A 20,777-nucleotide genomic window follows, 5' to 3' on the forward strand; every position below is an offset into this window, starting at 1 on the left:
AAAGGTATTAATTACCCTAAAATATCCACTAAAATAGTATTTAATTCTTGAATACTACTCACCTTGTCGATTTGGAGAATCATTTTTCCTGCTTTTTCTCTTAATTGGCAAAGACCCTTTTTGTTATTAACGAAGGAAATAACCTTCACAATGAGGTTTTGGTCGAGTGGTCGAGCAGACTCCGATGAAACGAAATGGAACTTTAGATTATTGTTTTTCAAGAGGATTTTTTCAATTCCCAAAACCTGAGCCTTCCATCTGCACTTCACTAATTCAATCATATCTTGAACTTCGTTCGGTAAATCGCCAAAGCGGTCTTTGATCTCTTTAATAAAGCTGGCCAGCGTTTCTTCGTCCTCGATTTCGTCCAGACGAGTGTAAAGGGCGAGACGTTCGGAGATGCTTTGGACATATTCCTCAGGAATCAAAACGCGCAAATCGGTTTCGATTGTACAATCCACTTTGAGCATTTCTGCCACTTGCTCTAAATCGACTTCGAATAGTTTTCGGAACTCGTTTTCCTTCAATTCCTGTACCGCCTCATCCAGGATTTTGTGGTACATATCGTATCCCAAATCATTGATAAAGCCACTTTGCTCGGCACCTAGCAAATTTCCCGCACCCCGAATATCCAAGTCACGCATCGCCACTTTGATTCCATCTCCTAAATCGGAAAATTCCTCTAAGGCACTCAAACGCTTACGTGCATCGCTAGTTAAATTTGCTAAAGATGGCGTAGCTAAATAGCAATAGGCTTTTTTGTTGGATCGGCCTACGCGACCCCGCATTTGGTGGAGGTCTGAAAGTCCGAAATTATTGGCATTTAAAATGAAGATGGTATTCGCATTCGGAATGTCAAGTCCGGATTCGATAATGTTCGTCGCCACGAGTACGTCGTAGTGGCCTTCGATGAAGCCCATCATAATTTTCTCGAGCTGATCGCCTTCCATTTGGCCGTGTGCAACGGCGATTTTAGCATCTGGGACTAAACGCAAAATGCGGTTCGCAATACTTTCCAGTTCTCCAATGCGGTTGTAGACCACGAAGACTTGGCCCCCACGACTAATTTCCTCTCTTACTCCATCGCGCAAAATTTCGTCAGATAAGACGACTAAATTCGTTTCAACCGGCTGGCGATTAGGCGGAGGCGTGGCGATGATACTTAAATCGCGGGCTCCCATCAGAGAGAAATGAAGCGTTCTAGGAATAGGGGTGGCTGTCAAAGTCAACACATCCACATCCACGCGCATTTCTTTAAGGCGGTCTTTTACTTTCACCCCAAACTTCTGCTCTTCATCGATAATCATCAAGCCCAATTGCTTGAAATGCACGTCTTTGTTTACCAAACGGTGCGTTCCAATCAAAATATCGGTTTCTCCGCTCGCCACGCGGGCCAGGGTTTCGTTGATTTGTTTGGTTGATTTGAATCGGTTCACGTATTCCACTTTGCAGGGGAATGCGGCTAAACGATCGTGAAACGTGCGGTAATGTTGCATTGCTAACACAGTGGTGGGCACTAAAACGGCCACTTGCTTCGAATCCGCTACGGCCTTGAAGGCAGCGCGAATGGCGATTTCCGTCTTCCCAAAACCCACATCTCCACAAACCAACCGGTCCATTGGGTGCGGTTTCTCCATATCCGCTTTCACGTCAATGGTCGCTTTCGCTTGATCGGGTGTATCTTCATATAGAAAGGAAGATTCTAATTCGGCTTGTAAATAGGTATCTGGAGAAAAGGCAAAGCCTGGAGCGTTTTTGCGTTTGGCATAAAGGGAAATGAGCTCTTTGGCAATATCTTTTACCTGCTTCTTCACCCGAGATTTCTTGTTATCCCAATCAGGCGAACCTAATTTTGACATCGAGGGAGGGGCTCCTTCTTTTCCTGAGTACTTCGAGATTTTATGCAGTGAATGAATTGAAACCGATAAAACATCGTCGTCACGGTAAATCAAGCGAATCACTTCTTGCTCTCCGTTCGCGGTTTCTACCAAATTTAATCCGGCAAAACGACCAATCCCGTAATCGATGTGCGTGACAAAATCACCCACCTGTAGGGAACGTAATTCTTTTAAGGTCAGGGCCTTGTTCTTCGAGAACTTGTTCTTCTCCTTGTAGCGGTGGTAGCGTTCAAATAGTTGGTGGTCCGGGTAAAAGGCCACCTTAGTTTGTTCGTCCACAAAACCTTCGCGAAGGGAAATCTGCAAGGGTTTGAACTGAATACTCGTGTTGATTTCGTTAAAAATCACCTCGAGGCGTTCTAATTGCCGCGGGGATTCTGAACTGATGATATTGTGAAAACCGTGGGTTTGGTTGTCTAATAAAGTGGTGGCTAGACGCTCGAAGTCCTTTTGGAAAGCACCCGGATTCTTCGAAGGAAACACGATGGTTTCCGAATTCTTCAGGTGCGACCGCTTACCATATTCGATGCAGGCGAAGCCTTGCAAAGACTTTCTACTAGTTTTTGCAGTCTCCCAGCGTTCTTCAGGTTTGTTTAATAGATTGATGTCAGACGAGGAATTGACCTCATAGACCATCGACCCTTTTTCGAAATTTTCCGTTAACACATCGCTCAAGATGCTCAGGTCTTTGATCCAGATTTTCGTGTTTTCAGGCAAGAAAGTGAAGAAGGATTCCCGTGTTTCTTGGATCAGTTTCGTTTGCACATCAGGGATGAGGTGCATGGCCGAAACGGATTGGATGGAAAGCTGAGTTTCTGGGTGGAAGGTTCGAATGCTATCGACCTCATCGCCAAAGAAATCGAGGCGGTAAGGGTATTCCGCCGCATACGAAAAGACGTCTAAGATACCTCCACGTACAGAATATTGTCCCGCTTCGTAGACGAAATCCGTTCGTTCGAAATCGTATTCGTTCAGCGTTTCTGCCACGAAATTGCGATCGATTTTATCTCCTACCCGGATGGATAAGGTGTTTTTGACTAAAGACTTTCGGTTAATCACCTTCTCGGTCATCGCTGCGGGATAGGAAACGATGGCAAGGCTTTGGCCCGAATAATTACTTAATATATTCAGCACTTCCGCCCGTAATAACACGTTCGCGTTGTCCACTTCTTCCCATTCATAGGGCTTCTTGTGAGACATGGGAAAAAGGATCACGGCCGTGTCGCCTAACAAAGCCTGCAAGTCATTATAGACATATTGCGCTTCTTCTTTTTCCTCACAAAGAATTAGGAAGGGTTGCTTTTCTTTCAGCAGCGCTGACATTAAAACCGTGTCGAGTGAGCCGCATAGGCCTTTCAGGTGGAAGGATTCGCCCGGTTTGGACGTAGTTATCTTGTCAGAAATGCTTTGGACAATTCCGTCACTCTGGTAGATACTGAGAAATTCTTTGACGATCATACGTGCAAAAATTCCCTACAAAATTTACGTAGGGCTTGCAAAGGTAGGAAATTTTGTATCTTTGTGCATCTACAAAAAGGGGTGCCTCTAAAAAAGGCTGAGATTATACCCATTGAACCTGATGCGGGTAGTGCCGTCGAAGGGATTTTGTCGAGTTTTTAGCGCTGAAAACTCAGAAAAATCGTCAATGTAAGGGTTAAAAAGTTGAATCATAACAGGATTTGGCTCCTTTACCTGTTGCTAAACTTTCAAAAAAAATGAAAAAGGCAACAACGCTTATTATTACGCTTATTTTGTGTGTGCAAAGTGTATTTGCACAAAAAGTTCAGGGAATCGTTTTCGATCTGGAGACCAAAGCTCCTTTATGGGGTGCTTCCGTTTCTGTGAAAGGAAGTCAGAAAGGAAACGTAACAGATGCTAAAGGGCATTTTAATTTAACCGTCACTAAAGATGCAATCCTTACCGTGCGGTTTGTGGGCTATGATCCAGTAGAAATCACGGCAGATAAAGCCAGTCAAATCGCGCTGAAAAAATCCAATTTCTTGCAAGATGAAGTCGTAGTTCGCGCCACTCGTGCGGATGAAAATTCGGCGATGGCCTATTCGAATGTATCGGCTGCGGAACTAGGAAAAAGTAATCTGGGCCAGGATATGCCACAATTACTCAATTTTACACCATCAGTTGTTACCACTTCCGATGCTGGAGCGGGTATAGGCTATACGGGTATTCGAATTCGTGGTTCCGATGCTACACGGGTGAACGTAACGGTGAATGGTATTCCGATTAATGATTCGGAATCGCAGGGTACATTTTGGGTGAATATGCCGGACTTTGCGAGTTCAGTGAATTCGGTTCAAATCCAGCGTGGAGTGGGAACATCTACGAACGGAGCGGGTGCTTTTGGAGGTTCTGTGAATATGCAGACGAATACGTTTGAGCCTATGGCTTATGGCGAAGTGAATGCGTCTGGCGGATCTTTTGGAACACTAAAAACGACAATTAAAGCAGGTTCAGGTTTGTTAGGAGGAAAATTTACGATTGATGGCCGTTTATCGCGTATCGTTTCGGATGGTTTTATCGACCGGTCTTCTTCTAATTTGCTGTCTGCTTATTTCTCTGCGGGCTATTTTGGTGAAAAAAGTTTTATCCGTTTGAACTACTTTACCGGAAAAGAAAAGACCTATCAATCGTGGTATGGTACTCCCGAAAGTAGGATAAATGGATCCGTTTCTGAGATGCAGGCCTATATTGATCGGAACTATTTAAGTGCAGCAGAGGCAGATAATTTATTGAAAAGTGGTCGAACCTATAATTATTATACCTACGATAATCAGACAGATAATTATGCGCAGGATCACTACCAGTTAATGACGAATCACCGGTTGTCGGAGGTTTGGAACTTAGATTTGAATGCTCATTATACGTATGGTCGTGGGTATTATGAGGAGTTTAAACCTTCCGCAGATTTAACTAATTACGGTTTTTCAGGATTACTGGTTAAAAGTGTCGATGTCATTCGCCGAAAATGGTTAGATAATGATTTCTATGGTTCGACTTTCGCGTTGAATTATACCGGTTCGCAACAAATTAAATTCACTTTTGGTGGTGCTTGGAATCGCTATGTAGGACGTCATTTTGGGGTATTGCAGGATCCTTATCCGGGGAGAGAATGGTACCGTAGCCGTTCGCAAAAAACCGATTTAAACTTGTATGCGAAAGCCAACATTAATTTATCTGCTGCTTGGAATGCCTATGTAGATTTGCAGTACCGTACGGTAGGTTACCGGATGAATGGAACTGCTGATAAGTTTTTGGCCTTGGATGCGGACAATAACTATGCGTTCTTCAATCCTAAATTTGGATTAACACATCAAATTTCAGAACAAGCTAAAGTGTACGCCTCTGTGTCTGCTGGAAGTAAGGAGCCGAGTCGCCAGGATTTTGTGGACAATCCAGGAGCTGCTCCCCGCGCAGAATATTTGCAAGACTATGAGTTAGGGTACCAGCGTTCAGGCACGAAATATGCGTTTCAATTGAATGGCTATTTCATGAACTATCAAGATCAGCTTGTTTTGACGGGAGCGGTCAATTCCACTGGGGATGCCATCCGCAAGAATGTGGATGATAGTTATCGTTTAGGGGTTGAGGCATCCCTGAATTATCAAATCTCCAAGCGCCTGCTTTGGAATGGAAATGTGACGCTAAGCCAAAACCGTATCCGCCATTTCAAAGAGGAAATAGTCGATTATGACACCTATGATATGCCTGTCATACATCACGAAAATACGGACATTGCGTATTCACCCTCTCTAATTGCAGGAAATACGTTGACCTATGTGGTAGGCGCTTTCGAAGCGAGTTTATTGAGCAAATATGTGGGGAAACAATACTTGGATAATACGTCGAATGAGGGGCGTTCTTTAAAAGCTTATACGACTCAAGACATTCGCTTGAAATATACATTGAAGAAAGGTCCATCCTTCACGTTATTGCTGAATAATGTGTTGAACGAATTGTATTCATCGAATGGATACACGTATTCGTACCGATATGCGGGAGCGACGACCACGGAGAATTTCTATTATCCACAAGCTGGATTTAATTTCTTGCTGGGAGCGAGTATTCGATTCTAAATGAAAAAGCCTCAGACCGTAAAATCTGAGGCTTTTTTGTTAGTTCATTAAATCCCATTTCCAACCCCATTTCGCGAGGCGGTAACGGACAGAATACCAAAGTACGCCTAATCCATAGATGGAGCTGCGTTTGAAATTAATCGAAGAGGCTTCGTCAAAATACTTCGTAGGGCAAGTTACTTCACCCACTTCGAATCCTTTCCAGAAAAGCTGTAAGACCATTTGGTTATCGAAGATGAAATCATCGTCGCATTTCGTGAATTTCACGGCCTCCAAAGCTTCTTTCGAAAACGCCCGGTAACCGGTGTGGTATTCAGAAAGCTTTTGGTCGATCATGATATTCTGAAACAAAGTCAACAAGCGATTCGCGATGTATTTGTAAATCGGCATTCCGCCCTTTAGTGCTCCTTTTCCTAAAATGCGTGAAGCAAAAACGACTGGATACAAGCCATTACCTATGATTGAAATCATCGCCTTTAATAACATCGGCGTGTATTGGTAATCTGGGTGCAACATGATGACGATGTCACCCCCCAGCTCCAAAGCCTTCGTGTAGCAGGTCTTCTGATTACCCCCATAGCCTAGGTTTTTGTCGTGTCTGATCACGTGTTGTATACCCACGGATTTCGCCACTTCTACGGTATTGTCCGGGCTATGGTCATCGACTAAAATCACTTCATCCACCCAATCGTGGGGGATTTCGTGGTATGTTTTCTCTAGGGTTAGCGCGGCCTTGTAAGCGGGCATAACGACGATGACCTTTTTACCTTCGTACATAATTATTTCTAAGCTATTTTTGCGACCTTTGTGCGGCCAAAGTGTAAAATTAAATATTTATGAGCGAATCGCTATTTTTTCTTCTTTTTTCGGTAGGTGTAATAGCCGTGATGTTAATCGACCTGGGCGTATTTAAGAAAGATACGGTGGCGGAAGTTACCTTCAAGGAAGCGGGATTCTGGACCGGTATGTGGGTTTTATTAGCTATTGCCTTCTACATTTTCTTAGGCTTTAACGGGGCAATGGTTCATGGGATTTCAGATATGGCGAGTCTGAAAGCAGTGCAACAAGCGTATGCAAGTCACATTGATTTAGGGAGTGGTTCTTATTATGAGGCCTTAGCGGTTTTTCAAAATAATATGTCCTTGGAGTTTATCACAGGCTATTTAGTGGAATATTCTTTGTCTGCGGATAATGTTTTTGTGTTCATTTTGATCTTTAATTCTTTTGGAGTTCAAAAGCGTTACTACAAGAAAATCCTCGTTTGGGGAATCTTGGGAGCGATTATATTACGTCTCGTATTTATCTTTTTAGGTGCGGCCTTGTTGCAGAAATTCGACTGGATTATCTATGTTTTCGGCGCTTTCTTAGTGTACACGGGGGTGAAGATTTTATTTTCGAAACACGAGGAGGAAGAAATTGATACGGCGAATCACCCGGTTGTTCGTTTATTATCTCGCTTTTTCAACGTCTACAAACGGAATGTAATTGGGCGTTTTTTCGTTCGAATGAAGACTGGAAAGGTATTTATTACACCCATTTTCATTGTGGTGGTAGTCATTGCCTTTACTGATATTTTATTTGCGGTAGATTCGATTCCGGCTATTTTTTCCATATCAAAAGATCCCTATATCGTTTTCTTTTCGAACGTTTTCGCCGTAATGGGGCTTCGTTCACTCTTCTTCTTCCTCTCTAGTTTGATGGGCTTGTTCCGTTTCTTGCCTATGGGCTTGGGTGTTTTATTGAGCTTCGTAGGAGGAAAAATGTTAGCGCATTCGAAGCTAGAAGAATGGGGTTTTGGGACACTTTCTTCTTTAGGAGTGATCATCGGAATTTTGACGATCAGTATCTTGTTAAGCGTTTTATTTCCAGAGAAGAAAAAGGCTTAATGCCATTCGTTCACTAGTTTGCGGTATTGCAAAGGCGGCGTATTCATCCAGGCCTTGAACTGCTTATTAAAGTGGGAAATATTGCCAAAACCGCTCTCAAAGCACACCTCAATCATCGGTTTGTTCGTAGTCCGCAACAATGTGCAGGCGTGTTTCACCCGAAACTCTGTCACTAATTCGACAAAAGTCTTGTTGGTTACTTTTTTAAAGTAACGGCAGAAAGCCGTTTCCGTCATATTCGCTAAATGTGCCACCTCGTCTAGATGGACTTCTTGCGTATAATTAGCGATGACATAGGCATACACTCGGTTGATTCGTTCTAAATCCCCTGCTGCAATCGCATAATTCCCTTCTGTGGTATCAATCGCTTGTACATCTGCGGTGGAAATTCCGATGGTATGCAGGATTTGTAAGAAGGCCAAAAGCCGAGGAAACGGTGCCATCTCGCTCAGGGCTAACATTTCGCGGGCGATTTTATCCTGTGTGGGACCCACGATAGAGAAACCGGTTTTTGCTTTCTCGAATAGATTCTTCAAACCTTGACAGGCTTCGTTTGACAAGAATTCTTCGCCCAGAAAATCCTTTCTAAAGTGGATGACTAATGCTTGCGCCCCTTCTGGATCAGGATCTTCTAATAACCAATCTTTGCGGTGGTTTTGCCAGCAATGGGGTAGGTTTTCGCCTAGTAAAACGAGGTCGCCTGGTCTAAAATCAGTGATTTGGTTGCCAATAAAGCGCTTGCCTTCGCCAGCGATAATCAGGGTTAATTCTAATTCAGGATGAAAATGATAGGGTGCGTCAAAACGGGCTTGTTTCACGTGTTTGATTTGAAATCCGGAATGAAGGTGTTCGCGCTGTGCTTTCATTTAATTTTAGCCTATTTGTGAGCTTAGGATCGTAGAATGGTAAAATTGCATCTTTTTTGGCCAAAATAAAGGTAGCCCACCAAAATATTTTCCGAAATCTTTGCAAGAAAAAAAGATGTTAAACCAACCCTTTCCCGTTTCGCCGGAGCAAAGAGCCTATTTTGCCGCTAACGGCCATGCCTATATTCCGGGATTAATCTCAGCAGAAGAATTAAGGCCTTATCGCCAAGCGATTTTGGACTGGGCGGATGAATTTCGTGCCCAGCAAAAACCGATGGAGGAGCGTGATACGTATGGAAAGGCGTTTCTACAAATGATGAACCTTTGGGAAAGCTCGGAAACGGTCAAGGAATTTACCTTAGCGAAACGCTTCGCCTCCGTCGCAGCTCAATTATTAGGAGTTCAACATGTACGTTTGTACCACGATCAAGCCTTGTTCAAAGAACCCGGTGGAGGTCACACCCCTTGGCATCAGGATCAATATTATTGGCCATTGGATACCCCTAAAACGGTGACGATGTGGATGCCTTTGGTGGATATTGAAGAGGGAATGGGCATGCTCACTTTTGCGTCGAAATCTTCCGGTGCTGATCTGCCTAAGCTGGAGATTTCTGATGAATCTGAAGCCTTAATAGGCAACTATGTGGCTAAACAGGGCTATGAAATTGTGGCCCAAAAGTCCATGAAAGCCGGAGATGCCACCTTTCATTTAGGCTGGACCTTGCATAATGCCCCGGGAAATGAATCAACTAAAATGAGAGAAGTAATGACCGTCATCTACATGGACGCGGAGGCTCGGGTGATGGAGCCGCAAAACCAGAACCAAGAGGCAGATCGCCAGCGGTGGTTGCAAGGTTTAGCCCCTGGGTTGCCCGCAGCTTCTGCCCTAAATCCCCTTATCGGAGATTAGGACAGTCGCAAGCGTTTTTCTTAAATAGGGACCATTTTTTCTTGTAAAGCTTAGGTTGACGTTGACTCGCGCAAGAGCCAGCAAGCATCGCAACACAGAAAAGTAGGAGTAGATAACGCATTATTTTAATCGAGCTTTGAAGTAATTAATTGCTAATCCCCAGGCCTCTTCGGTAGCTGCCTTGTCAAAATTAGGATTAGAAGGGTTGGCAAAAGCGTGTTCCGCATCGAAGATTTTTGTTTGAATTCCTTTGCCTGCTGTTTTCATATTGGCTTCAAATTCCTTCACCACCGTCGGGTTGATAAATTGCTCCTTACCTGCAAATAGACCCAAAACATCCGTCTGCAATAATTTCAATTGCTCCACATCCTTCACGGGCATTCCGTAATACATGACACAAGCTTTGGCTTGCTTTCCGGCTAAAATGGAAGCCTTTAAAGATAAAGAACCACCAAAACACCAACCCACTGTCGCAATCTTCGCTTTAGGTCCTACATAGGCGATGGCACCTTTAATGATGGCTTCTAGGCGTGCCGGATTCGCACCTCCCATATATTTCGCCGCATCTTCCCGAGTGGTTGCTACTTTACCGTCGTACATATCGATCGCTAACACATTCACATTGCCTAATGTGCTATAGAAATGTTCTGCTTCTCTTTTAATGTGATCATTTAGGCCCCACCATTCTTGGAAAACGAATAAGGTGATATCAGATGGTTTGTCTGCAGGGATATAAAATCCTTTCGCCATTTGATCATCTGGGGTTTTGAATTCCACCATGACGCCACCAGCTTTACTCACGTGGTGGTAGGCTTTCGGAAGTGCGTGTGATTTAATAAAGGTTTTATTAGAGGCCAAAAGCTGCATTCCGTCTTTCTTAACGAAACAGCAAGAGGTCTGAGAGAAGGCAAAAAAGGAGGCGAAAACAAGCGCCAAGGATGCAATAATTCTTTTCATAGCTTGATTTGATAATTTTTTTTCTAAATGTAGCCGGAAATTTCTGTTTTGCCCTAACTTTGTCCCAAACCTATTTATTTTAAACATGAAAAATTCCTCGTTCGGAATCCTCCGAATCACCCTCATTTTTGCCTTATTGGTTTCAACGTTTGCAGCTTTTGCTCAAACAGCTAATCCCCTATCAGGTAAGAAAATTTTAGTTTTCTCGCTAACGAAAGGCTTCCGCCATTCGTCTATCAAGCCAGGCCAAATCGCCTTATTTAAGATGGCGAAAGAAAAAGGGTTTTCTGTTGATACAACAGAGAACGCTGCGAACTTCACAGAGAAAAATTTGAAGCAATACCGCATCGTTGTGTTTTTAAACACGACTTCTAACGTATTAAACGATGTGCAACAAATTGCATTTGAGCGCTACATTCAAGCAGGTGGGGCCTATTTAGGTATCCATGCGGCAACAGATACCGAATACGATTGGGCTTGGTATACAAAATTAGCCGGTGGCCAATTTGCCTCTCACCCTGGTCGTCCGAACGTCCAAAAAGGGAAGTTTACTGCAGTTGATCGCACACACATTTCGACGGCGCACATGCCTGAGACCTTTGATCGCACAGATGAATTTTATGATACGAAGAACTTCAATAAAGATGTTCACGTGTTAATTACCTTAGATGAGAAATCGTATACAGACGGTAAAATGGGTGATTTCCACCCAATGGCTTGGTACCACGAATACGATGGAGGCCGCGCATTTTATACGAACTGGGGACACACGCACGAGTCATTTGAAGAGCCGATTGTAGTACAACATTTATGGGGTGCCTTACAATGGTTAGCGTCCGGTCCTGCTCAAGATTATACCAAGAAATTACGTTCAGAATTGCCTCCAGAGGAGAATCGTTTCACGAAAGTGGTATTAGATCGCAATTTAGATGAGCCTACGGAATTAGCGGTGACAGATGCAGGGAAAATCTTTTTCGGAGAACGTAAAGGGAAATTAAAAATGTATGACCCTAAAAAAGGGAAGACGAAAGCCGTAGCTGATTTGGACGTATTCTCTAAATTCGAATATGGTTTAATGGGTGTGAATATCGACCCTGATTACAATAAAAACCACTGGATTTATTTATTCTATTCTCCACAAACGGGAAAAGCAGATACGGCACAACACCTTTCACGTTTTACCTATGATGACGTGAAAGATACGTTAATCATGAGTTCAGAAAAGGTACTTTTACGCGTTCCAGTGAAGCGTGACGGATGTTGCCATACGGGTGGTTCTATCGCTTGGGACAAATCAGGTAATTTATTCCTTTCTACAGGAGATGACACGAATCCATTTGACTCAAATGGGTATGGGCCTATGGATAACCGTCCGGGACGTTCGGGCTGGGATGCACGTGCTACTTCTTCTAACACGAATGATTTAAGAGGAAAGATTTTACGTATTAAACCCACTCCAGAAGGAGGTTATACAATCCCAGAGGGTAATTTATTCCCAGCGGGTATCTACCACGCTAAACCAGAAATCTATGTAATGGGTAACCGTAATCCTTACCGTATTTCGGTGGATAAGCGCACCGGTTTCTTGTATTGGGGTGAAGTAGGTCCGGATGCGGGTGAAGATTCGAAGAAATATGGTCCACGTGGACACGATGAAGTGAATCAAGCACGTCAGGCGGGCTATTTCGGTTGGCCATTGTTCGTAGCGGATAACCGTCCGTACAACCAACGTGATTTTGCAAAGGACAGCACTTGGGCTACGTATAATCCCAAAGCGCCTATCAATAACTCTCCTCACAACACAGGATTCTCACATTTGCCAGCGGCTCAAAAAGCGTTTATCTACTACCCATATGTAGATTCACCAGAATTTGGCCCTGTAATTTCTAAAGGTTCTCGTAACGCCATGGCTGGCCCAATCTATTACCGTGAAGATTTCCCAGCAACATCGAAGACGAAATTTCCGGCTTATTATGACGGTAAATTCTTCGCCTACGATTGGTCACGCGATATGATCTACACCGTTTCGATGAATGCGAAAGGAGATTTCGTTCAAATGGAGCGCTTCTTGCCTAACACGACTTTCTCACATCCAATGGATTTAGAGTTTGACAAAAACGGTACGATGTATGGTTTAGAGTATGGCCCAAACTGGTTTGCGGCTAGTGAAGAGGCAGCGCTATACAAGATTGAATACAACGCTGGCAACAGAACGCCTAAAGTGAAGGTGGCTGTAGATAAAGCGGTAGGTGCTTTACCTTTGAAAGCGAAGTTCTCTTCAGCAGGCACCGTTGATTTTGATGGCGATGCGATCAAATATACTTGGAATTTTGGTGATGGTGGTACTAGCACTGCAGCAAATCCACTACACGTTTTCGCGAAAGCAGGCGTTTACAATGTGAGATTGACGGTGAAAGATGCAGCCGGAAATTCAAATTCTGAGGTGATTAAAATCACAGCGGGTAATGAAGTACCAGCGGTAGACGTAGCGATTGAAGGTAACAAATCATTCTATTGGAATGACAAGCCGGTAACTTATAAGGTTTCAGTTCAGGATAAAGAGGATGGAAGCTTAGCGAATAAGAAAATTGCGGAAGACGATGTCATCATGCAAATCGATTATTTAGAAGGATTTGACAAGACGGTTATTGCGCAAGGTCACCAAGCGAATACGTCCTTCTCTACAGGTAAGCGTTTGATCGATTTATCAGATTGCAAGACATGTCATGCGATCGATAAGAAATCGGTAGGACCTTCTTATACAGACGTAAGTAAGAAATACCGTGCGAGCTCACAAAATATTGATGAGTTATCGAAGAAGATCATCTCTGGTGGTGGTGGAGTTTGGGGAGAGAATGCGATGGCAGCTCACCCACAAGTTTCAGTTGCGGATGCACGTGAGATGGTTAAATACATCTTAGGTTTAGCAGACAAGAAAAAAGCATCTAAGCCAGTGGCTGGTCAATATGTACCACAAGACAAAGGAAAGCCAGGAACGTTTATCTTCCGTGCGATGTATACTGACAAAGGAGCGGGTAAAATTGCGCCGGTAACAGGTTCTAAAGTCGTGACTTTACGCGATGCGAAGTTCCCTGCAGTAAGCGCAGATGCAACAGCTAAAACGATGAAGTTCAAAGTAGATGGAATCGGCGAAATCTTAGTAGCAACTGCTTCGGGTGGATATGCTCGTTACGATGCGATCGACTTAACGGGTATCAAGAACCTTTCTGTTATGGCTACTTATATGGCGGGTCAAACAGTAGGAGGTCAATTAGAACTTAGAACAGGTAGTGTAACAGGTCCATTGTTGGGTTCTGTTGAAGTAAACGCAACGAAGGCTTATAACTTCCCAATTAACGCGTCAGGTGTACACGATATCTACTTGGTATTTGTGAATGACAAAGTGAAAGAAGGAGCGCTATATGCGTTGATGAATTTGAACTTCCAGAATTAGTCAGGAAGTATTTAAACGAAAAAAGCCCCGAGCGATCGGGGCTTTTTTTATGCTCTTTCAGATAACTCGAGCCACCTCAGCTCTTTCTCTTCCAGCTTGTTCTTGATGTCCTCGATAGCTTTCGCCCAATCGGTTAACAATTGAAAGTCTTCGGAACCTTGGTTGAGTTTTTCGACGAAGGAATCTTTTTCGATTTCCAAAGCCGCCATTTCTTTTTCTAACTCTTCAAACTCCTTTTGTTCCTTGAAGCTAAGCTTAGGGCCTTTAGGTGCTGCGGCTACAGGAGCTGCTGTCGAAGGGGCCTTTACAGGACTTTGCTTAGCAGCTGGCTCATTTTCTTTGTTTTCTAAGGCCGTGCGGTAATCGGTATAGTTTCCGTTAAAGAAGTTCACTTCACCTTCGCCTTCCACTAGGATTAATTGATCGACTAGATTGTCCATGAAATAACGATCATGGGAAACTAAAAGTAGACAGCCTTGGAATTCGCTAAGGAAGTCTTCTAATAATTGTAAGGTGTCTAAGTCCAAATCATTGGTTGGCTCATCTAGAATCAAGAAATTCGGATTCTTTACCAGCACCCGCATTAATTGAAGGCGCTTCTTTTCGCCACCTGACAGCTTTTCTACCGGAGTATATTGCTGAGCAGTAGGGAAGAGGAATTTGCTCAAGAATTGGCTTGGGCTGAGCGATTCGTTCTTTCCGTAGGGGATTACTTCTGCGATTTCAGTGATCGTGTCGATGACGCGTTGTTCTGGGCGGAAATCGAAAGGGATCTGGGTGTAATAACCCACCACTAGCGTTTCGCCTGGATCGATTGTGCCCGAATCGGGTTGTTCTAATCCAGTTAAAAGTTGTAAGAACGTCGTTTTGCCGGCGCCGTTTTTGCCCACGATACCGATGCGGTCTTTTTTCTTAAAGGTGTAGGTGAAATCGTTGATGATCTTCTTGTCTCCCCAAGCCTTTTTCAGGTGGTTGATTTCGATGATCTTATTGCCAAGACGGGACATTTGGATGTTGAGTTCCAGTTTGCTGTCGTCTAGTTTTTTATTCGCTTTTTCTTCGGTTTCGTAGAAGGCATCGATGCGAGATTGGGATTTAGTTCCACGCGCTTTGGGTTGCTTACGCATCCACTCTAGCTCTTTGCGGTAGAGGTTTTTGGCTTTTGAAACGCTGCTGGCATCGGAGGCTTCGCGCTCGGCTTTTTTCTCTAGGAAATAGGCGTAATTTCCTTCGTAGGTATAGATGGAGCCATCGGCTAATTCCATCATCTTGTTGCAGACCTTGTCTAGGAAATAACGGTCGTGGGACACGACTAAAACCGTGACGTTAGGGCCGGACATAATTCCTTCTAGCCATTCGATGGTTTCGATGTCCAAATGGTTAGTCGGCTCATCCAGAATCATAATATCTGGACTCTCGATAAGTAGTTTAGCGAGGGAAAGACGTTTCTTTTGGCCTCCAGATAAGGTTGAAACCTTTTGGTCGCCATCTGGAATGCCTAAGCGGCTGATGATTTGTTTCGCACGTGCCTCATAATCCCAAGCATTATGGGCTTCCATTAAGGCGAAGGCGTCTTCGAGTTCTTTGGAATCGCCAGAAAGCATCGCTTTCTCGTAGGATTTGATGGCAACTGCGCTGGGTAAGTCGTCTGAGAACAGGTAATTAAGGACTTGTTCGTTTTCGGCGAAAATCGGATTCTGCGGCAGATAACCTACGCGAATTCCTTTGCGAATGGAGATTTTTCCCTCGTCTGGCGTTTGCATCCCCATCAGGGATTCCATCAAGGTGGTTTTACCCGTCCCGTTTTTTCCGATGAGGGCTACTTTTTCGCCTTTTTGGAGGCCAAAAAATAAACCTTTAAACACCCATCTTTCGCCTAGGTTGCGTGATATATTCTCCGCCGATAAATAATTCATTCGTTTGTTGTTGAGAATTCGATTAAGAATTCGATTCCATCTCTTCTTCTCTCATTTTACGCTTCAAGACGCGACCTGAAACGCCGATACTGATTTCGTACAAGCCTAAAAGTGGGAACGCCACTAAAAGCTGAGAAACCACATCCGGAGAAGGAGTGATGATCGCCGCCACGATAAAAATGACAATAAGGGCATGTCTGCGATATTCCCGCATGAAGGACGGGGTTAAAATGCCTACTTGAGATAGCACAAAGGCTATCATCGGTAATTGGAACGTGATTCCACAAGCCAATGTTAACATCGATAACAAGGAAATGTAATCGTTGATGTCAAATTGGTTTTGGATGCTCGGATCTAATTTAAAGTTCGCTAGGAAGTTAATGGCCATAGGTGCCACCACAAAATACCCGAAAGCAACCCCACTAAAAAACAATACAGAAACCCAAAATACCGCCCCACGAGCCGCTTTCAATTCCTTGCTCTTTAGGCCTGGTTTAATGAAGCGCCACAATTCGTGGAACATGTAGGGGAACGCAAATAAAAGACCTACAATGATCGACTGTGTTAGGGCCATCATGAATTGACCTGAAACCTCTCTACTTTGAAGAATAAAATCAGCCTTCTGCATGCATAAACTAGGCATGTTGAAGAGGTCAGCGGCTTGACACAGGATTTGGTTCGTATAAAAATCCGTTTTCGTCGGTCCTAAAATGATCGAACTGAAAATGAATTCACGGAAGAACCAAGCGGCCACTGCGAAGATAAAAAAGGAAGCAACAGATCGCAGAATATGCCATCTTAATTCCTCTAAATGACCTAGGAAGGACATCTCTGTGCCATCCGATGCGTCATCGTCGTCGAAATCGTCAAAATCTTGATCTGTTGCCATGTGTTATTATAGGTATAATGGGAATTGCTTCACCCACTCATTTACTTCTCCTTTGATTGATTTCAATACTGCCTCATTATCGTGGTTCATCAAGGCCTTGTCGACCATCTCCACGATTTGAGCCATATCCGTTTCTTTCAAACCACGCGTCGTCATCGCCGCCGTTCCCACACGCATACCTGAGGTAACGAATGGAGACTTGTCGTCGAATGGAACCATGTTCTTGTTAATCGTGATATCCGCTTGAATCAACGTATTCTCCGCTAATTTACCGCTCAATCCTTTCGGACGTAGGTCAATTAACATCAAGTGATTATCTGTACCGCCTGAGATGATATCGTATCCTTTCGCTAAAAAGGCCTTCGCCATCGCTTGCGCATTCGACTGCACTTGCTTCGCATACGCCTCAAACGTAGGAGTTAATGCCTCGCCAAAAGCAATCGCTTTCGCCGCAATCACGTGCTCTAACGGACCACCTTGCGTTCCAGGGAACACGGCGCCATCTAAACACGCAGACATCATTTTCAATTCACCTTTTAGCGTCTTGAAGCCAAATGGATTCTCAAAATCATTTCCCATCATGATCAAACCACCACGCGGTCCACGAAGCGTTTTGTGCGTCGTAGTCGTGATAATGTGGCAATGTTGAACGGGGTTATTCAATAAACCCTTCGCGATTAACGCAGATGGGTGTGAAATATCAGCTAATAAAATCGCTCCTACTTGGTCAGCGATTGCGCGAAGACGTGCATAATCCCAATCACGAGAATAAGCAGACGCTCCGCAAATGATCAATCTTGGTTTCTCTTTTAATGCAGTTGCTTCTACTTTGTCCCAATCGATCAATCCCGTTTCTTTTTCTACACCGTAGAAGAATGCTTGGAAATATTTACCCGAGAAATTCACCGGAGAACCGTGTGAAAGGTGACCGCCGTGAGACAAGTCAAATCCTAGGATTTTATCGCCTGGGTTTAAGAACGATAAGAATACCGCCGCATTCGCTTGAGCTCCAGAGTGAGGTTGAACGTTTGCCCAAGTCGCTCCGAATAATTTCTTCGCACGCTCAATTGCTAACGTTTCCACTTCATCCACTACTTCACAGCCACCATAATAACGCTTTCCGGGTAGACCTTCCGCGTATTTATTCGTTAAAACACTTCCCTGTGCTTCCATCACCTGTGGCGATGTGAAGTTTTCAGAGGCGATTAATTCAATGCCAAATTCTTGGCGATGTGCCTCCTGGTTAATCAGGTCAAAAATTTCTTTGTCTCGTTGTGTAGGGAAAGTGGATGCCATAAAAAAGAATGGGTTCTGGATTACAATTTGAAAGGTCAAAAGTACGTTTTTTTCTCCGAATTGAAAAACGAAAAGAGCCTATAATAAGACAAATATCACGCATGTTTCTGCGCTTTTTTCTTAATTTTGACATTGCATTTTGAGACAAACATGAAATTAAAATTTATCGCCTTTCTTTTGTTCGCTTTCTTGGCTATTCCAGCCCTTGCTCAGAAGATTACCCCCGCTAAATGGTCTTGGTCCATCAAGCCCGCAAACCCGAAAGTGGGGGAGCAGGCAGAAGTTATTTTTAAGGTCGCGATTGAAAAGGATTGGTATTTGTATTCCTCCGATTTTGACAAAGATCTAGGCCCCACAGTAACGACCGTTACCTTTAAGCCAGGTGCTGGTTACCAAACAGTGGGTGAATTGAAAGCCATCAATCCGCATGCGAAAAACGATACGGAGATTTGGAATGGAACGTATACGTATTTCACCGGCCAAGCCGAATTCCGCCAAAAAATCAAAATCACCGCCTCGGATTATACAATCGAGGGTTCCTACGATTCACAATCTTGCTCGAATGTTTCCGGACTTTGCGTTCCTATCAAAGGTCCATTTAGTCTGAAAGGAAAGGCTGAGAAGGTAGTTTCGGCTGACACGGCTGCTGCTCCCGTTATTGAGCCGGAGACTGTGGATTCAGTAGTGACAAAACCTGCAGTAGTGGCCACGCCTACAGAAGCTCCAGAAGACGACTCTCTTTTCGCCTTCTTCTGGATTGCCCTAGGCGCCGGATTCTTGGCCCTATTAACTCCTTGCGTTTATCCTTTAATCCCGATGACCGTAAGTTTCTTCACGAAGCAAAAGGGCGGTAAAGGATTAGCCTTTTTATATGGAGGATTTATCGTGTTGATTTACGTGTTTTTCGGAACGCTTTTAGCCTTCTTCGCGGGTGCAAGTTTTGCGAACTTCCTGAGCACGCATTGGATCCCGAATATGATCTTCTTTACCATATTTATCTTATTCGGTATTTCGTTCTTAGGTGCGTTTGAAATTGTATTGCCATCGAATCTAGTGAACACCGTAGATGCGAAGTCGGATAAAGGCGGATTCATCGGCGTGTTCTTTATGGCTTTCACCTTAGTATTAGTGTCCTTTTCTTGTACAGGGCCTCTTGCTGGATCGATCTTGATTGCAGCCTCTCAAGGCGCTTTCTTAAAACCGATTATCGGGATGTTAGGATTTTCATTAGCTTTCGCCATTCCGTTTACGCTCTTCGCCATATTCCCAGGATTCATGCAGAAATTGCCGAAGTCTGGCAATTGGATGAACGAGGTGAAAGTGGTGTTAGGCTTCTTAGAAATCGCGCTTGCGTTTAAATTCTTAAGCGTAGCAGATCAGGTATACCACTGGCATCTGTTGGATCGGGAGATCTTCTTAGCGATTTGGATTGCGATCTTTACGGCCTTGACCTTGTATTTATTTGGCAAGATTTCCTTGCCACATGATGGCCCATCGAAGAATTTGTCGGTTCCACGTACTTTGTTTGCGACGGCGGTATTAGCCTTTGTCATTTACTTGGTTCCGGGGATGTTTGGAGCGCCGTTAAAAGGGCTTTCGGGCTGGTTGCCACCGATGAATTCACAAGATTTTAAGGGTTCGCAAGCAGCGGAACCTACCGCACAAAAAAGCGACGTTTTATACAGTGATTTCTTAGAATTGCCTTTAGGCCTGGATGGTTATTTTGATTTCGAGCAGGCGAAAGCGGCTGCGTTGAAAGCAAACAAACCCTTGTTTATTGACTTCACGGGACATGGTTGTGTGAATTGCCGGAAGATGGAGGAATACGTTTGGTCGGATCCTTCCGTTTTACAGCGACTAAAAAACGATTATGTGGTGGTGGCTTTGTATTGCGATGACAAGACTGAATTGCCGGCAGACAAGTGGTATACGTCTAAAGTGGATGGACAGGAGAAGAAGACTTTAGGAGACCAAAACCTCGACTTCCAAATCTCCCGCTTCAACTCAAACGCGCAACCGCATTATGTTTTGCTAGACCCACGCAAAGACGATAAGCCAATGGTTCAGCCAGTAGCTTTCGATGCGAATGTTTTTCACTTTGTTAGCTTCTTAGACGAAGGTAAATCCATCTATCAATCTGCGAAATAATGTCTTGGGCAGCCTATTCTGGTGTAATGATCGCCACGGGATTGAAGTTTATTGCAGGGCCTATCACGGGTTTTAGCCTTGGTTTAACTTGGTATGAGACTGTGCTATTTACGTGGTTAGGCGCGATGGCTACGGTAACGATTATTATCACTGCGGGTAAAGCCATTTTAGGATTGGTTGCTAAGTACCGCAGTTCAAAACCCAAACTATTCTCGAAACGTATTCGCTATGCGGTGGATATTTGGCAACGCTTTGGAATCAAAGGAATTGCGGCGTTAACACCATTGATTTTTACTCCGATAGGGGGAAGTTTACTAGCGCTTTCGTTCAAAGTGCCGACTGCAAGAATATTGTTCTTTATGGGGATCTCCTCGCTGATCTGGTCGCTCATCTATGTAGCGGGTATTTATCAACTGACTTTTTTAAGGGATATGTTGGTGCATTAGTCCTAGTGGGACCACCTTCT

13 protein-coding genes and 1 riboswitch are annotated in these 20,777 nt (G+C 44.0%); of the genes, 6 read left to right on the forward strand and 7 right to left on the reverse strand.

All coding sequences use genetic code 11. The features are described from left to right. Window positions 1-11 precede the first annotated feature (11 nt). On the reverse strand, window positions 12-3,356 hold the full coding sequence (mfd, locus tag G9X62_RS01310) for a transcription-repair coupling factor (protein ID WP_223131022.1): 3,345 nt from the start codon (window positions 3,354-3,356) through the stop codon (window positions 12-14). 67 nt (window positions 3,357-3,423) lie between these two features. Further along, a riboswitch (TPP riboswitch) is annotated at window positions 3,424-3,518 on the forward strand. Between the two features lie 95 nt (window positions 3,519-3,613). Between mfd and G9X62_RS01315 the strand changes: the two genes are divergently transcribed. Continuing rightward, a complete protein-coding gene (locus G9X62_RS01315) occupies window positions 3,614-5,989 on the forward strand; it encodes a TonB-dependent receptor (RefSeq protein WP_223131023.1) in 2,376 nt (791 codons plus the stop codon). Between the two features lie 39 nt (window positions 5,990-6,028). On the opposite strand, the gene G9X62_RS01320 is transcribed toward G9X62_RS01315, so the two are convergent. Beyond that, window positions 6,029-6,766, reverse strand: coding sequence for a glycosyltransferase family 2 protein (locus tag G9X62_RS01320; protein WP_223131024.1), 738 nt, complete (start codon window positions 6,764-6,766; stop codon window positions 6,029-6,031). 53 nt (window positions 6,767-6,819) lie between these two features. Here G9X62_RS01320 and G9X62_RS01325 point away from each other — a divergent pair, with 53 nt between their 5' ends. Next, window positions 6,820-7,875 carry a TerC/Alx family metal homeostasis membrane protein gene (locus G9X62_RS01325; protein ID WP_223131789.1) on the forward strand — a complete coding sequence of 352 codons (1,056 nt, stop codon included), beginning with the start codon at window positions 6,820-6,822 and terminating at the stop codon, window positions 7,873-7,875. Here G9X62_RS01325 and G9X62_RS01330 read toward each other — a convergent pair. Then, window positions 7,872-8,741, reverse strand: a complete 870-nt coding sequence (locus G9X62_RS01330; RefSeq protein WP_223131025.1) for an AraC family transcriptional regulator — start codon at window positions 8,739-8,741, stop codon at window positions 7,872-7,874. The genes G9X62_RS01325 and G9X62_RS01330 overlap by 4 nt on opposite strands. Before the next feature lie 115 nt (window positions 8,742-8,856). Here G9X62_RS01330 and G9X62_RS01335 point away from each other — a divergent pair, with 115 nt between their 5' ends. Next, the gene (locus G9X62_RS01335; protein WP_223131026.1) at window positions 8,857-9,651 is read left to right on the forward strand and encodes a phytanoyl-CoA dioxygenase family protein; all 795 of its coding nucleotides are present in this window, start codon (window positions 8,857-8,859) and stop codon (window positions 9,649-9,651) included. A gap of 120 nt (window positions 9,652-9,771) precedes the next feature. On the opposite strand, the gene G9X62_RS01340 is transcribed toward G9X62_RS01335, so the two are convergent. Further along, window positions 9,772-10,608, reverse strand: a complete 837-nt coding sequence (locus G9X62_RS01340; RefSeq protein ID WP_223131027.1) for a dienelactone hydrolase family protein — start codon at window positions 10,606-10,608, stop codon at window positions 9,772-9,774. 85 nt (window positions 10,609-10,693) lie between these two features. Here G9X62_RS01340 and G9X62_RS01345 point away from each other — a divergent pair, with 85 nt between their 5' ends. Continuing rightward, entirely contained in the window at window positions 10,694-14,062 is a 3,369-nt protein-coding gene (locus tag G9X62_RS01345) for a ThuA domain-containing protein (RefSeq protein ID WP_223131028.1), read from the forward strand. A 47-nt stretch (window positions 14,063-14,109) separates the two neighbouring features. Here the strand turns inward: G9X62_RS01345 and G9X62_RS01350 are convergent, their stop codons facing one another. The 3 genes from G9X62_RS01350 to glyA are packed head-to-tail and all read right to left on the reverse strand — an operon-like array spanning window position 14,110 to window position 18,163. Further along, complete coding sequence (locus G9X62_RS01350) at window positions 14,110-15,978, reverse strand: ABC-F family ATP-binding cassette domain-containing protein (protein ID WP_223131029.1); 1,869 nt, start codon at window positions 15,976-15,978, stop codon at window positions 14,110-14,112. 22 nt (window positions 15,979-16,000) lie between these two features. Beyond that, entirely contained in the window at window positions 16,001-16,867 is an 867-nt protein-coding gene (gene tatC / locus G9X62_RS01355; RefSeq protein ID WP_223131030.1) for a twin-arginine translocase subunit TatC, read from the reverse strand. Window positions 16,868-16,873: 6 nt separating this feature from the next. After that, the gene (gene glyA, locus G9X62_RS01360) at window positions 16,874-18,163 is read right to left on the reverse strand and encodes a serine hydroxymethyltransferase (RefSeq protein ID WP_223131031.1); all 1,290 of its coding nucleotides are present in this window, start codon (window positions 18,161-18,163) and stop codon (window positions 16,874-16,876) included. A gap of 150 nt (window positions 18,164-18,313) precedes the next feature. Here glyA and G9X62_RS01365 point away from each other — a divergent pair, with 150 nt between their 5' ends. Next, window positions 18,314-20,311 (forward strand): protein-disulfide reductase DsbD family protein, encoded by a 1,998-nt coding sequence (locus G9X62_RS01365; RefSeq protein WP_223131032.1) that lies wholly within the window; start codon window positions 18,314-18,316, stop codon window positions 20,309-20,311. Then, window positions 20,311-20,757 carry a hypothetical protein gene (locus G9X62_RS01370; protein WP_223131033.1) on the forward strand — a complete coding sequence of 149 codons (447 nt, stop codon included), beginning with the start codon at window positions 20,311-20,313 and terminating at the stop codon, window positions 20,755-20,757. The genes G9X62_RS01365 and G9X62_RS01370 overlap by 1 nt, the downstream gene beginning before the upstream one ends. The last annotated feature ends 20 nt before the right edge of the window (window positions 20,758-20,777 follow it).

The sequence above is a fragment of the Aquirufa lenticrescens genome (genome assembly GCF_019916085.1).
GTDB classification, from domain to species: Bacteria; Bacteroidota; Bacteroidia; order Cytophagales; family Spirosomataceae; genus Aquirufa; species Aquirufa lenticrescens.

Excerpts from the sequence above, each read along its gene's own strand:
- G9X62_RS01315 (WP_223131023.1), top strand. The coding sequence starts at position 3,614 with ATGAAAAAGGCAACAACGCTTATTATTACGCTTATTTTGTGTGTGCAA.
- G9X62_RS01365 (WP_223131032.1), top strand. The coding sequence starts at position 18,314 with ATGAAATTAAAATTTATCGCCTTTCTTTTGTTCGCTTTCTTGGCTATT.
- glyA (WP_223131031.1), bottom strand. The coding sequence starts at position 18,163 with ATGGCATCCACTTTCCCTACACAACGAGACAAAGAAATTTTTGACCTG.
- G9X62_RS01320 (WP_223131024.1), bottom strand. The coding sequence starts at position 6,766 with ATGTACGAAGGTAAAAAGGTCATCGTCGTTATGCCCGCTTACAAGGCC.
- mfd (WP_223131022.1), bottom strand. The coding sequence starts at position 3,356 with ATGATCGTCAAAGAATTTCTCAGTATCTACCAGAGTGACGGAATTGTC.
- tatC (WP_223131030.1), bottom strand. The coding sequence starts at position 16,867 with ATGGCAACAGATCAAGATTTTGACGATTTCGACGACGATGACGCATCG.
- G9X62_RS01340 (WP_223131027.1), bottom strand. The coding sequence starts at position 10,608 with ATGAAAAGAATTATTGCATCCTTGGCGCTTGTTTTCGCCTCCTTTTTT.
- G9X62_RS01335 (WP_223131026.1), top strand. The coding sequence starts at position 8,857 with ATGTTAAACCAACCCTTTCCCGTTTCGCCGGAGCAAAGAGCCTATTTT.
- G9X62_RS01330 (WP_223131025.1), bottom strand. The coding sequence starts at position 8,741 with ATGAAAGCACAGCGCGAACACCTTCATTCCGGATTTCAAATCAAACAC.
- G9X62_RS01370 (WP_223131033.1), top strand. The coding sequence starts at position 20,311 with ATGTCTTGGGCAGCCTATTCTGGTGTAATGATCGCCACGGGATTGAAG.
- G9X62_RS01345 (WP_223131028.1), top strand. The coding sequence starts at position 10,694 with ATGAAAAATTCCTCGTTCGGAATCCTCCGAATCACCCTCATTTTTGCC.
- G9X62_RS01350 (WP_223131029.1), bottom strand. The coding sequence starts at position 15,978 with ATGAATTATTTATCGGCGGAGAATATATCACGCAACCTAGGCGAAAGA.